At 57.3% G+C, this 12,476-nt stretch carries 14 protein-coding genes; 3 read left to right on the forward strand and 11 right to left on the reverse strand.

Annotated features, from left to right (window positions below):
- The 4 genes from ACYVGS_RS17945 to ACYVGS_RS17960 all read right to left on the reverse strand — a co-directional run.
- Positions 1 to 825: ABC transporter ATP-binding protein (locus ACYVGS_RS17945; RefSeq protein WP_460590063.1), on the reverse strand; the 825-nt coding region annotated here is incomplete at its 3' end.
- A gap of 6 nt (positions 826 to 831) precedes the next feature.
- Positions 832 to 1,794 (reverse strand): HlyD family secretion protein, encoded by a 963-nt coding sequence (locus ACYVGS_RS17950; RefSeq protein ID WP_460590064.1) that lies wholly within the window; start codon positions 1,792 to 1,794, stop codon positions 832 to 834.
- A 42-nt stretch (positions 1,795 to 1,836) separates the two neighbouring features.
- A complete protein-coding gene (locus tag ACYVGS_RS17955) occupies positions 1,837 to 2,457 on the reverse strand; it encodes a phospholipase D-like domain-containing protein (RefSeq protein ID WP_460590065.1) in 621 nt (206 codons plus the stop codon).
- Between the two features lie 195 nt (positions 2,458 to 2,652).
- On the reverse strand, positions 2,653 to 2,949 hold the full coding sequence (locus ACYVGS_RS17960; protein ID WP_460590066.1) for a phospholipase D-like domain-containing protein: 297 nt from the start codon (positions 2,947 to 2,949) through the stop codon (positions 2,653 to 2,655).
- Positions 2,950 to 3,085: 136 nt separating this feature from the next.
- On the opposite strand from ACYVGS_RS17960, the gene ACYVGS_RS17965 reads away from it, so the two are divergent.
- Positions 3,086 to 4,360, forward strand: a complete 1,275-nt coding sequence (locus ACYVGS_RS17965; RefSeq protein WP_460590067.1) for an ATP-grasp domain-containing protein — start codon at positions 3,086 to 3,088, stop codon at positions 4,358 to 4,360.
- 50 nt (positions 4,361 to 4,410) lie between these two features.
- On the opposite strand, the gene ACYVGS_RS17970 is transcribed toward ACYVGS_RS17965, so the two are convergent.
- From ACYVGS_RS17970 to ACYVGS_RS18000, 7 genes are all read right to left on the reverse strand, one after another.
- Positions 4,411 to 4,869 (reverse strand): hypothetical protein, encoded by a 459-nt coding sequence (locus ACYVGS_RS17970; protein ID WP_460590068.1) that lies wholly within the window; start codon positions 4,867 to 4,869, stop codon positions 4,411 to 4,413.
- A 70-nt stretch (positions 4,870 to 4,939) separates the two neighbouring features.
- A complete protein-coding gene (locus tag ACYVGS_RS17975; RefSeq protein ID WP_460590069.1) occupies positions 4,940 to 5,152 on the reverse strand; it encodes a hypothetical protein in 213 nt (70 codons plus the stop codon).
- A 44-nt stretch (positions 5,153 to 5,196) separates the two neighbouring features.
- Complete coding sequence (locus ACYVGS_RS17980; protein ID WP_460590070.1) at positions 5,197 to 6,549, reverse strand: APC family permease; 1,353 nt, start codon at positions 6,547 to 6,549, stop codon at positions 5,197 to 5,199.
- Positions 6,550 to 6,581: 32 nt separating this feature from the next.
- Positions 6,582 to 7,331: a copper resistance protein B gene (locus tag ACYVGS_RS17985; protein WP_460590071.1), complete on the reverse strand. Its 750-nt coding sequence runs from the start codon at positions 7,329 to 7,331 to the stop codon at positions 6,582 to 6,584.
- A gap of 10 nt (positions 7,332 to 7,341) precedes the next feature.
- Entirely contained in the window at positions 7,342 to 9,117 is a 1,776-nt protein-coding gene (locus tag ACYVGS_RS17990; protein ID WP_460590072.1) for a copper resistance system multicopper oxidase, read from the reverse strand.
- A gap of 73 nt (positions 9,118 to 9,190) precedes the next feature.
- Positions 9,191 to 9,751, reverse strand: a complete 561-nt coding sequence (locus ACYVGS_RS17995; RefSeq protein ID WP_460590073.1) for a c-type cytochrome — start codon at positions 9,749 to 9,751, stop codon at positions 9,191 to 9,193.
- Positions 9,752 to 9,785: 34 nt separating this feature from the next.
- On the reverse strand, positions 9,786 to 10,082 hold the full coding sequence (locus ACYVGS_RS18000; protein ID WP_460590074.1) for a hypothetical protein: 297 nt from the start codon (positions 10,080 to 10,082) through the stop codon (positions 9,786 to 9,788).
- A gap of 199 nt (positions 10,083 to 10,281) precedes the next feature.
- On the opposite strand from ACYVGS_RS18000, the gene ACYVGS_RS18005 reads away from it, so the two are divergent.
- Together ACYVGS_RS18005 and ACYVGS_RS18010 are read left to right on the forward strand one after the other, a co-directional pair.
- Positions 10,282 to 10,974 carry a heavy metal response regulator transcription factor gene (locus tag ACYVGS_RS18005; RefSeq protein ID WP_460590075.1) on the forward strand — a complete coding sequence of 231 codons (693 nt, stop codon included), beginning with the start codon at positions 10,282 to 10,284 and terminating at the stop codon, positions 10,972 to 10,974.
- Positions 10,961 to 12,358 (forward strand): Cu(+)/Ag(+) sensor histidine kinase, encoded by a 1,398-nt coding sequence (locus ACYVGS_RS18010; protein WP_460590076.1) that lies wholly within the window; start codon positions 10,961 to 10,963, stop codon positions 12,356 to 12,358. The genes ACYVGS_RS18005 and ACYVGS_RS18010 overlap by 14 nt, the downstream gene beginning before the upstream one ends.
- Positions 12,359 to 12,476 lie beyond the last annotated feature (118 nt).

Raw genomic sequence — 12,476 nt, forward strand, 5'->3', positions numbered from 1 at the left:
CTTATCACTCACCATTTTGGCACGTAGATGCCGGTTAGGTGAGGAGGAGTCCATCCCATTGCTTACATTCTGAGCCAGGATGCCGGACAACTCCCGCAAGCCGCGCCCGGCATTTTCAGCGTGTACGGTGAAAACCCGTCCGGCGATGTCCCTCAGCAGTTCTTCCAGTGTGCCATCAGCGAGAACGCGCCCCTGTTCCAGCAGCAGTATTCTGTCGCAGCGCTCCGCCTCGTCCATATAGGAGGTGGCCACAACCGTGGTAATGCCCTGCGCCCGGAACCGGTCTAGCATGGCCCAGAGATGGCGCCGGGAAAGGGGATCGACGCCGAGCCCCGGCTCATCGAGAATAAGCAGTTCCGGTTGGTGAACCAGATTGGCACATAGCGACAACTTTTTCCGCATGCCGCCGGACAACTTGGCTGCAGGTCTGTCAGTAAAACGGCCGAGCCCCGCCATGGATAGCAACTGCTCCGAACGCTCCCGGTAGAGTTTGTCAGGCACATCCCGGATGCGGGCGGCAAAGGTCAGATTTTCCTTGACGCTGAGTCGATCGTAGAGCGTAAACCCCTGGGACATGTAGCCAATACGAGCGGCAATCCGCTTGGCCCCGTGACGGGTATCGAAACCCAGCACCCGACATTCCCCCTCTGTAGGATCGAGGATACCGGCCAACATCTGTAACAGCGTCGTCTTGCCAGCGCCATCAGCGCCGACAATGCCCACTCGCTGACCGCGATCAACGGAAATATCCAGCGGTTCGATGGCAATCTTGTCTCCGAAGTGGCGGCCAAGGCCCTCGGCGACGATGGGTTCGGCGGCAGGCATGGGCGATCAGCGGCTTGGGACCGGGAGCGTCGCTGGCCACCCGGTGCCCGGATCCCACCGAATCCAGGCATCCGCCGGCATACCGGGTTTCAGCGCGCCGGCGGGGTTATCGGGCACCAGGGTGACGCCATAGACCATGCGCACTCTCTCATCGGGCATGTGGACATCGCGGGGCGTGAACTGGGCGAAATCATCGATCCGGCCGACTTTGGCGGATAAATCCCTGGACAATCCGTCCACCCGGATTCTGGCCGGGTCCCCCAGACTGATCCGGGTGACGATATCGCCGGGGACATAGACCTTGAGTTCGAGCTGTTCCAGGTTCACCATCGTGGCCAGAGGCTGACCGGCGTCTACCACCTCTCCTGTCTCCACCGCTCGGATCAGTATGGTCCCCGACATGGGCGCGGTAACCTCCGCTTTTTCCAGTTGCGATTCGGCCAAAGCCACCTGCGCCGCCCTGGCAGCCACCTGCTCTTCCGCGGCATCCCTTTGCCGCTGGAGAGACTGGAGCCGACCCTGGGCCTCCCTGACAGCATTTTCCGCCTGATCCAGATCACTGGCGCTGGCCAGATTGCGGGAACGCAAGTCACGGACCCGCTGCAGCTGCTTCTCGGCAGTCATTAGATGATGGCGCCAGGTGGCGATTTGGCTGTCGAAGGCGTCGCGGGCTTCCCGCGCGGCGGCCAGCTCGGCCCGTGCCGAGCGCAGGCGGTCCCTGGCGTCGGCGGGATCGATAACCGCGACAGTGTCCCCCGCCAAGACCTTGCTGCCTTCCGCAAGGCTGTGCTCAACGACCCGCCCAGCCACTTCGGCTGCGATCCGCACTTCCCGACCCTCGATATGGCCATTGCCATAGACGATTCCCCGGGGTAAGGGTTCTTCCCCGAGCAGAACAAAAACCCCATAAGAACCGCCGGCAAGCACCAACACCGCTATCAGAGACCAGAGCCAGGATTGGGATTTCACCGAGCACTCCTTATGACGTTATTGTTCGGATTGGGGCCGGCATTACAGCCAATGTCTCGCACTCCAGCCGATGAATTCGGCCATTCTAGCGCTCAACGGCCGCCGCGACCAAGGTTGTTGCCGGACCTCAAGCGACTCATTCAGGTCGCTCTCGAAGATGGTCGCCAGGGTGGCATTCAGAGCGTGGCACTCCGCCGCCAGATTGAGTTCGTAATTGATAAACAGGCTTCGGTAGTCAAAGTTGGCCGTTCCCACCGTACTCCAATCGTCGTCCACGATCAGGGTCTTGGCATGCAATACACGGGGCTGGTACTCGAATATCCGAATGCCTGACGCCAGTAACGTGGAATAGGCCGCCCGCGCAGCCCATTGAACGAAGGGGACGTCGCTCTTTCCCGGCACCAGCACTCTGACATCGACACCCTTCGATGCCGCCCGGCACAGGTCACGCTGGGTTCCCGAATCCGGCACAAAATAGGGTGTGGTCAGCCACAGCCGCTTGCGGGCAGCGTTGAATCGATCTTTCAGATGGCAACGCAGGCGGAAACGACAGGCTCGGCCGTGATTGGTAAGCAGTGTTAGCCCTTTCTGGTTGCCACCACACTGCCATTTCAGGTCTCCCCTACCAAAGGATTCAAAGGCCTTGCGGGCATCGTCAACCACCGGGCCGGAGAGGCGAAAATGGGTATCGCGCCAGCAGTTGTCCCCGGAAATCCGTCGCGAGTTGAGCTCTGTGATATTGAAGCCCCCAAGATACGCTGCCTGATCGTCGACGATGGCAAGTTTGCGGTGGTTGCGACGGTGGAACAGCCAGGGTTTTCGCCACTGCCAGGGGTGGCACCACGTAAATCTAACGTCCTATGCCTTCATGCGATGGGCCGATCCGCCGGAGAAGCCGAACTTGGAGCCCAGTGCATCGACCCTCACCCGCACATCCAGACCACGCCGGCTGCAATCACTGAGAACCTTCACGAATTCCTGCCCTATGGCGTCGTCGGCAAAAATATAGGATTCCAGCCAGATCCTTCGTTTAGCAGAGGCAAAATCAGACAGCATGGCGTCAAACAGCGCGTCCCCCTCCACAAAAACCCGGATGTCGTTACCGGCACACTCGGCGGTAAAGGTTTCAGTGTCGCGCTTACTTTCCGCTACCATGGTATACAGTCCGGTTTGATGCGGGGATTCCGTAACGCTAATCTCATGTCACCATAATCTCATTGTGCCACAAGCCAGCCATCGCCGGCCTATGGAGTAACCGCAGGCCAGCGCGAAAGGAAAGAGAGGACAGCTCTTGCAACCACCTGATGACATTCCAGAACTGACGGAAGCGGAAAGGCTGAACCAGCACTGCGTCTGCGTCACTCTCGATCGGACGGCAATCGCTAAAAATGTCGCCAGTCAACTGGACGACAACATCGACGAAGTCCTGTCCAGCACCGCCTGGCAGCAATTCTTCTCCAATGCCGCCGTCTTTCTTCCTGGCCGGGATCTGGACCACATGCAGGCCATCGTCCAGGCCCTGGAGGCCGCTGCCGCACTCCCCGACTATCAACGACGGGTGCTGTCCTGGGCGCCGCCTAATGCACAACTCAACCCCGGGCCTGTGGGTGCCTTTATGGGCTATGATTTCCACCTCGGCGACGAAGGGCCCCGCCTCATCGAAGTCAATACCAACGCCGGGGGCGCCTTCCTCAATACCTTGCTGGCACGGGCCCAACTACGATGCTGCGGCGGTTCTACGAATGCGTCCTGGGCTGAAGACTTCGACGCTGCGGTGATCACCCAGTTCGAGAGCGAATGGCGCTCCCAGCGGGGCAGCGGACGCCCCGAGAGCATCGCGATCGTCGATGATAAGCCTACGGAGCAATACCTCTACCCCGAATTCCGGTTGTCGCAGCAACTATTGCGAAATCATGGTATTGACGCCTTCATATTCTCTCCTTCTGACCTCAGGTATGAGTCAGACGCGTTATACGGTGGCGACAAGCGAATCGACCTGGTTTACAACCGTCTGGTTGACTTCCCGCTTGAAACGCCTGAACACGCCGCATTGCGCTCCGCGTGGCTCGACGGAGGCGCTGTTATAACCCCCAACCCCTATACACATGCACTGTTCGCGGACAAACGCAATTTGGCGGTATTGTCGGATCACGCGACCCTTCTGAATTGGGGGTTGAGCCCTGAAAACGCCGAACTGCTCCGCTGTGGTATCCCGCGTACCGTGCCGATCACCGCCAGCAACGGGGAGGATCTCTGGCAGCACCGGCGGCAATGGTTCTTCAAACCCGTGGCGAGCCATGGCAGCAAGGGCGTGTACCGCGGCAGCAAACTCACCAAAAGTACCTTTGCCCGGATTCTTGAAAGCGACTATATCGCCCAGGCGTATGTGCCGCCCTCCGAACGTCTGGTGCTGGTCGATGGCGAACGGAAAAGGCTCAAGGTGGACGTGCGTCTGTATACCTATCGCGGCGCCCTGCTCCTGGCCGCGGCAAGACTGTATCGGGGCCAGACCACCAATTTTCGTACCCCGGGCGGCGGCTTTGCGCCTTTATTGCTTATGGAGTGACCGCAGCCAACCGCAAACCGATACATGACCAAAGGGGTAAGCCCAGCTGCTTACAAATCGTTCATTCGCTCTACCTGCCGGACCAACCGCTTGGTTTCGTGCTCCTCCATTTCCAGCAGCGATTGCATAAGTTCCGCAGCTTCCCGAATTTCAGCCTTGCCCTTAAGTGTTCGGTAAAGGTTGATGATTTGCTCGTGAAAATCAAAGACTTCAGCACTAATCGTATCGGCATCCAATTTTGCGTAGTGATCATCGCAAACCAAATGTGTCGTAATCGGATTATGCGGCATGTAATCGTAGAGATAAGTGTGCGCCGCCTTGGGGTCGGCCTGCCGTTCAAAGGCCGCAACCATTTTCTCCATTTCGGTTTCGTGAGACGCCAGATACTCGAGCAGCAAGGAGGCGCGCTCATCACCGTGGCGCGAAGCGCAATGGGCCAGGCACTCTGCCAGTTTGGCATGCAGTTTTCGGGTCCATTCGATCAGATCATAAAATGTTCTAACTTCCATACTCTATCGTTCCTCTATCGCTAAAAAATGGTCTTATCCGCCAGCAAGTCATCCGTGTGCGCGCCGATATTCAGTCATTATGACCTCCCGATTTATTGGTCGGCCAATCCGCAAACGCCAGGAAATAAAGGAAAAGCAGGTTGGCGATGGGAATCAGTATCAGGATTCCCAGCCAGCCCGGATAGCCTGTGCGCCGGCAGATACGCCAGACCGGGAGTACGACGATAACGGCGATAACTAGCATCCACAGCCAGTGGCCGGCCCACATTGTGTTACCCAACACATGGTCTCCCATTATCGTATGACCCTCCGTTTCAATAAATGATCTCAGTGGTGGTGTGCATGCGATTCCTCCTGACCCGTTTGTCTGGCCCGCGCCGAGCTTTTCAGGAAGATCTGCTCGGCAATTGCAATGACAATCATGGTGACCACGGCAACGCCAATTACAAAGGGGTCGGAATTCACCTTCACCCAGACAAAACCTCCGAGTGCGAGAAGGTCGAGAAAAATGGCTATGACGGGTACCCATGCCCGGGCTTTGATGTCCTCCCGGAGATAACGAATAACGCCCCAGTGAATGGCAATGTCCATAATCAGGTAGAACACGATTCCCAGCGCCGCAATCCGGGAGAGGTCAAAGAATGCGGTCAGGACCAGCCCCAGAACCACGGTGTAGACAAGCGTGTGCTTCTGGATACTGCCCGGCATGCCGAAGTGGCGGTGGGGAACCAGTTTCATTTCCGTCAACATTGCGAGCATACGCGAGACCGCAAAAATGCTGGCCAAAATGCCGCCGGCGGTGGCCATGATCGCAATGGCGACCGTGAACCAAACGCCATAATCGCCCAACGCCGGCCGGGCGGCGGCAGCGAGGGAGTAATCCCGTGTTTCTATGATTTCGGCAAGCGAAAGATTGCTCGCAACGGCAAAGCCGACCAGGGTGTAGATCACCACGCACGCCGCGATAGAAATGACAATGGCCCGGCCAACGTTGCGATGCGGGTCCTTAACCTCAGAACCACTGTTGGTGATCGTTGTGAAGCCCTTGAACGCTAGTATCCCCAGTGCGGTCGCACCAAGGAAGTTGCCAATGGTTCCGGCCTCTCCAGTGGTGGAGAAGTCGACGGAAATGCTATCGGCAATCCAGACACCCACGAGTCCGAAAACCAGAATGCCACCGATTTTCAAAATGCCGATAAACGAAGCCACGTTCTCGATAAGGCGGTTGCCCATCAGATTGATCAGAAAAGCCGCCAGGATAAGTGACACCCCGAGAATGGGCACCATACGACCACTCTCGTCTCCGCCAAAAAGCTGCATGGTATAGGCACCAAATGTGCGGGCAAGAAAGCTTTGGGCGATCACCATCGAGAAATACATCAGCAAGGCGTTAAACGCCGTCGGCAACCGGTCTCCGTACGCCTTGTGCAGATACATGCCAATGCCTCCGGCAGACGGATAGGCGTTGGAAATCTTGATATAGGAATAGGCGCTGAATGAGACGATGACAGCCGCCGCAAGGAACGCCAAGGGAAACAGCACGCCGGTCATTTGTGCCATTTGTCCGGTCAGTGCAAAGATACCGGCGCCGATCATGACGCCGGTTCCCAACATCACGGTACCCGCTAACGTCAGGCTACCTTCCCGGTAATGCGTTGTTCTGTCTTTCTCCTCAGCCATGAACCCTCCGGTTGTTTGCTCAATGTATCGGCCTAGAACCACATACGAACGCCGATAACGACGCCAGTTTCGGACTCATCGCCACCTTGATCGCGAATCTGGTCGGCCTTGTCACCCAGGGCGCGGCTCCAATAGACACCAATGTAAGGGGCAAACTCTCTGGACAGTTCGTAGCGATAGCGCAATCCCAGACGCACATTATTGAATCCACTGGGGCGATCATACTCTTCAGCGTCAGTGAATGCCGCTTCCACCTCCAGACGTGGCTGTAAATACGACACCTGAGACAGACGAATATCGTATTCAGCTTCAATGTTCGCGGCGATATCTCCGTCTTCGTTGACAGTGATGGAGTTATCCATTTCGAACCGATAGGGAGCCATACCAAACAGGCTGAACACCAGGTAGTTTTCCCGCTCTGCTCCCGACGCCACCGAACCCCGTGTACCAGCGCCTCCCTGTATTTCCCAGAATGGTGCAATCAGGCGGCTGGCCAGTAACTCCGCGCGCTCGAGCTCGGTAGGCTCGCCGTCATCTGACCTGTTCTCCCCTTCGCTCTTGAAATAGATTCGGTTTCTATCTCCACCGTACCAGGCGAGCATATCCCAGACGATCAAGTCCTCATCATTCTCCGTGCGTGTGATTTCCAGTCGGTCAAACAGTACCTGACCGGTGCGATACGGCTTGATGGGCTCCGGCCAGTGATCTTCAGCGTGGCCGGCGAACAGCGGAACGCTCATCCCTGCCAAGGATAAAGACATCACAATTTTCAGTGTCCTCATGGATCCCCCTTTAACTGACATTGACTACGCGGAACATTCCCGCCTTCATGTGATAGAGGAGATGGCAGTGGAAGGCCCAGCTACCGGGCGCATCAGCGCTGATTTGCAGCGAGACCACTTCGCTTGGCTTGAGACTAATAGTATGTTTCCGAGGCCGGGGGTACTGACCGTTCTCAAGCTCCATCCACATGCCATGCAAATGAATGGGGTGATCCATCATGGTGTCGTTCACCATAATCAAACGCAGACGCTCGCCGTGGTGGAATTCCACCGGCCCATCGACTTCGGTAAACTTCAAACCGTCAAAGGACCACATGTATCTTTCCATATTGCCGGTGAGATGGAGCTCGATGTCCCGCTCCGGCTTCCTCTCGTCCGGCCAGGGATGGGCGCCAATGAGATCACCATAGACCAGGACACGATGAGTGGCATCGTCAAGGCCAACGCCGGCTTCGTTCAGCCGGCTGACCGGTTTTCGGGCAATCATGGCCGCGCCGGGCCCATGTCCACCCGGTGCATGTTCAATACCAAGATCTGGCGCTGAGGGCCGCGGCGGCCCCATGCCCATTTTTGCACTCTGACCCGCGTGCATGTCGTGGTGCCCATCCATGCCGGATTTATCCCTTCCAGAGGACTCCATATCCATGCCATTCATCTCATGGGACATGCCCATGGCCGCCATACCCCGTTCGGGCACCGGTCGCAATTCAGGTACTGCCGCTTCCTGTCCCAATTCCGTCGCCAACGTGGCCCGCACATAGCCGCTGCGATCCATGCTTTCCGCAAACAGCGTATAGGGTCGATCACCCTTCGGGGTAACGATGACATCGTAGGTCTCCGCCACCCCGATGCGGAATTCATCCACTGTCACGGGTTTGACCGGCTGGCCGTCTGCCGAGACCACGGTCATCTCAAGGTCGGGAATGCGGAAATCAAAAAACGACATGGCCGAACCGTTAATGATTCTCAAGCGGATTTTTTCCCCGGGTTTGTATAGCGCTGTCCAGTTGGTTGCGTTGTCGCGCCCATTGATCAGATAGGTATAAGTGGATCCGGTCACATCCAGCAGATCCCGGGCGCTCATGCGCATTCGGTTCCACATAGAGCGTTCTTCCCAGGTTTTGGCCAGCCCCTGGTTCCGGATATCGGCCAGAGTGTCACCCAGTGTTCGCTGCTGGTAGTTGTAATACCCCTCCGCTACTGTGAGGTTGCGCAACACCTCGTAGGGATCTTCAAAGGTCCAATCACTCAGAATAACAACGTGCTCCCGATCCGCACCAATATCACCGTCCGCCGGCTCGATGACAAGTGGTCCAAGATGACCTAACTGTTCCTGAAGCCCCGAGTGACTGTGATACCAGTAGGTCCCACTCTGCTGAACATCGTACTCGTAATGAAATGTCTCTCCGGTCTTGATACCAGGAAAACTGACGCCGGGCACACCGTCCATGTTCTCGGGCAGAATAATCCCGTGCCAATGTATGGAGGTGTCCTCATCCAGCGCATTGGTGACGTTCAGTCGGACTCGCTGCCCTTCTTTCAGCCTGATCAGTGGCCCGGGCATGCTACCGTTGATGGTAATCGGCCTGCCGATTTGCCCGCCGATACTCAGGTTCTCCCGGCGAATATGCAGATCGACTGCACTGTCGGCTTTGATGACGTCGCCATAGCTTCGGCCCATTGGATAGGCCCAGGCCGGGGCGATTTTGGCCAGGGCCAGGGCTGATGCCGTCCCTATAGCTGATTTGATAAACCGTCTACGACCCTCTTCTATTGGTTTTTCCATCGCATAACCTCGTATAGTTTTTGCAATAGTGACACCGGCTACGAGCCGCCTGACACTGCACGATAGTCCCTCGTCAATGGTGACCCGAATCAGCGGAACCACGGGCGGTCAAAATCTGGTATTGCTCGGGCGACAAATCAGGAAGTCGTCGCAGGAAAGCCACCATGTTCCAGATACGTTCATCGTCGTGCTCCGGCGCCCAGGCCGGCATGCCGGATGCCTTGATGCCGTGCTTGATGGTCCAGAATCGGTGCCGGGCCTGGGCCTCCGGGTCGCCACGGCCCGGTGCCACCTGAGTTAGATTCGGCGGCACCGGGTAGAGGCCCAGGGTGAAATCGCTCTCGGTCCTGCCCGGCTTGAGGTGGCAGCCGGCACACATGTCATTGTAGTCGGCGCCACCCGCCAACAGGCGCTCGGGCGTATCCAGGTTCGCCGGTACCTCGATACCGGCCGACGCCCTGGCGATAGAGCGCTCCCGCAGCGTTTCCAGCGCCCAAAAGGTCAGCGCGGTATGGCGGTCATCGGCGCCCATAGGATAGAAGCCCGAGTAGATGAACGCCACGCCCGCCGCGACAGCCACGGCGGAAGACACCGCGAGACATTTGATGCACGACAGGAACTTGGTGAATGGCATACTCCCCCCTAAAAAAGCAAATTCTAGCTTTGGTTTACTGCTCGTGCTTGGCCGGACTATTGGCATTGCCGTTATCGTTCTGCCGAGAATAGTCGGCAGGGGAGTCCTCCGGCCCGGCCTGGTCTCGATGCATTTCGTCCATACATTTCTGCATCATGGCCTGCATGACCGCATCATCACTGTCCAGCCTGGAACGATCCGTGTGCTGCATCGCCGCACAATCCGGTTTTTCGCTCCCTTTCATGTGCTCCACGGGGTCATGCGCCTGAGCAGAGAAGGCCAGAAAAAGTGCCGGCAAGGCCGTCAGCCATCTAAGAGTTTCGCGTGTCATGGTCTACTCCTCGGTCGTGATGAATGAGGAGGGCAACTTACCTTCCTCAGAAGCACAGTCAGCGTAGCGAACAGGCCCTGTCTGCCAGATGACTCTTTCATTACGGTTTTGTAATCATCGTGTAACCTTGCCGTTGGGCACAGCTGGCTAGACTGGAGCGATACCAAGCTGGGGTGATAGCAAACTGGAGCGATACAGCATGCGACTATTGGTCGTGGAAGACGAACTAAAAACAGGCGACTATCTCAGACAGGGATTGGCCGAGGCGGGCTTTATTGTCGCGTTGGCACGCAATGGACTCGACGGCCATCACCTTGCCATGACGGAGTCTTTTGACCTGATTATCCTGGATGTCATGCTGCCGGATGTGGACGGATGGCGCATTATGCAGTCGTTACGCGAAGCCGGCCGCCAGACCCCGGTGCTGTTCCTTACCGCCCGCGACACGGTGGATGACCGCGTCAAGGGCCTGGAGCTGGGCGCCGACGACTATCTGGTCAAACCCTTTGCCTTTGCCGAACTGTTGGCCCGGGTACGCACGTTACTGCGCCGGAGCTCGACACCCACCCTGTCGGACCAGCTCCAGGTGGCCGATCTCACCCTGGACCTGCCCAAACACCGAGTCATGCGCGCCGGCAGAAAAATCAATCTCAGCCATAAGGAGTTTTGTCTTCTGGAGCTGTTGGCCCGGCGCCGCGGTGAGGTATTACCACGCTCCCTGATTGCTTCCCAGGTATGGGACATGAACTTTGAATCCGACACCAACGTGATCGATGTAGCGATTCGCCGACTGCGGGCCAAAATTGACGACGATTTCGAACCCAAACTGATCCACACGGTTCGCGGCATGGGATACAAGCTTGACGTGGAAACCGACGATGAAGCTCACTGATCGGCAACCACTGTCACTGGCCACCCGGGTAATGATATTCGTCGGGCTGGCCATCGGGCTCAGCCTCATCCTGATCGGAAGCCTGGTGCTTAATGCCGTCGAGCGCCACTTCGCCGAACAGGATGCTGGCGAACTGGCGGTGATGACCGAAGCCGTGGTCAAAGCCCTCCGAAATAGTAGCAACGATACAGCGCGACGGCGCGAAGCACTATCCAATGCCATATCGGGACATCACGGTGTTTACTTTCAGGTGCGGAATCGGCAAGGCGAAGTTGTCTATGCCACACCAGGGGCCGAACTGTCAGGGACGACCGCTATGCTCACCCCAGCGCCCGCGATTCACGCAGCCAACCTGCAAACCTGGCATGAGGATGACAAGACCTTCCGAGGCGTGCTCACGCAGAATAACATCATGGGCCAGAGCTACTCCGTCACTACTGCCATCGATATAGGCTTTCACCTGCAGTTTTTGGACAGGTTCCAGCAAACTCTGTGGTTAATCATGAGCCTTGCTGGCATGGTTACGCTGCTGGCTGCCTGGTATGGCGTACATCAAGCGCATGCTCCCTTGCGCGGGCTCTCCGATAGAATGGGAGACATTCAGGCCGATCGGCTGCATGTGCGCCTAGATGCTTCCTCGGTTCCATCGGAATTACAAGGCTTGGTCACCGCGTTCAACCACATGATTGGCCGACTGGAAGAGAGTTTTACTCGCCTGTCACACTTTTCCGCTGATATTGCCCACGAGCTGCGCACACCGCTGACCAATCTCATCACCCAGACTCAGGTGGGGCTGGGCAAGGCCAGAGCCCCCGAGCAATACCGTGAACTCCTGTACTCTAATCTGGAGGAACAGGAGCGTCTGGCCAAGATGGTCAATGAAATGCTGTGGCTGGCCAAGGGTGACCATGGCCTGCTCAAACCGGTTCAGGTGCCGCTGGATCTAACCAGAGAGGTCAATGAACTGTTTGATTTTTTCGAAGCGCTGGCGGAAGAGAGACAAATCCACTTGGCATTGGAGGGTCAGGCGCCGAGCATCCAAGGGGATCGCGCCATGCTGCGTCGGGCGATTTCCAACCTGCTGTCCAATGCCATCCGTCACACGCCCTCGGGTAATAAGGTGCTGGTAAGGCTGGCCAATCCCTCGAACCACGAAATATCGCTGAGCGTACAAAACCCGGGGCCAGCGATACCCGCGGAACACCTGCGTAACATTTTCGACCGCTTTTACCGTATCGATCCGTCTAGGACACGACAAAGCGAAGGCGCTGGACTTGGGCTGGCCATTGTGCGCTCCATAGTCGAGGCTCACGGTGGCCGCGTGGAGGCGGCCTCAGCCCAGAATAAAACCACGTTTACGCTCTTTTTTCCCGACACGACCTGAACCCTTCTCCCAAGCGACTGACAAGATCAAGGCCGGTATTAGGGCATTGTTGATTTCCACTTAAAACTGACCCGGGATTTGCATCTAATATTGACCCACCCCGAACGCCAGATTATGG

This window comes from Haliea atlantica, from assembly GCF_054779855.1.

What these genes read in the sequence shown, in the direction of transcription:
- ACYVGS_RS18010 (WP_460590076.1), top strand. Translation starts at nt 10,961, where the DNA reads ATGAAGCTCACTGATCGGCAACCACTGTCACTGGCCACCCGGGTAATG.
- ACYVGS_RS17995 (WP_460590073.1), bottom strand. Translation starts at nt 9,751, where the DNA reads ATGCCATTCACCAAGTTCCTGTCGTGCATCAAATGTCTCGCGGTGTCT.
- ACYVGS_RS17985 (WP_460590071.1), bottom strand. Translation starts at nt 7,331, where the DNA reads ATGAGGACACTGAAAATTGTGATGTCTTTATCCTTGGCAGGGATGAGC.
- ACYVGS_RS18005 (WP_460590075.1), top strand. Translation starts at nt 10,282, where the DNA reads ATGCGACTATTGGTCGTGGAAGACGAACTAAAAACAGGCGACTATCTC.
- ACYVGS_RS17990 (WP_460590072.1), bottom strand. Translation starts at nt 9,117, where the DNA reads ATGGAAAAACCAATAGAAGAGGGTCGTAGACGGTTTATCAAATCAGCT.
- ACYVGS_RS17960 (WP_460590066.1), bottom strand. Translation starts at nt 2,949, where the DNA reads ATGGTAGCGGAAAGTAAGCGCGACACTGAAACCTTTACCGCCGAGTGT.
- ACYVGS_RS18000 (WP_460590074.1), bottom strand. Translation starts at nt 10,082, where the DNA reads ATGACACGCGAAACTCTTAGATGGCTGACGGCCTTGCCGGCACTTTTT.
- ACYVGS_RS17970 (WP_460590068.1), bottom strand. Translation starts at nt 4,869, where the DNA reads ATGGAAGTTAGAACATTTTATGATCTGATCGAATGGACCCGAAAACTG.
- ACYVGS_RS17980 (WP_460590070.1), bottom strand. Translation starts at nt 6,549, where the DNA reads ATGGCTGAGGAGAAAGACAGAACAACGCATTACCGGGAAGGTAGCCTG.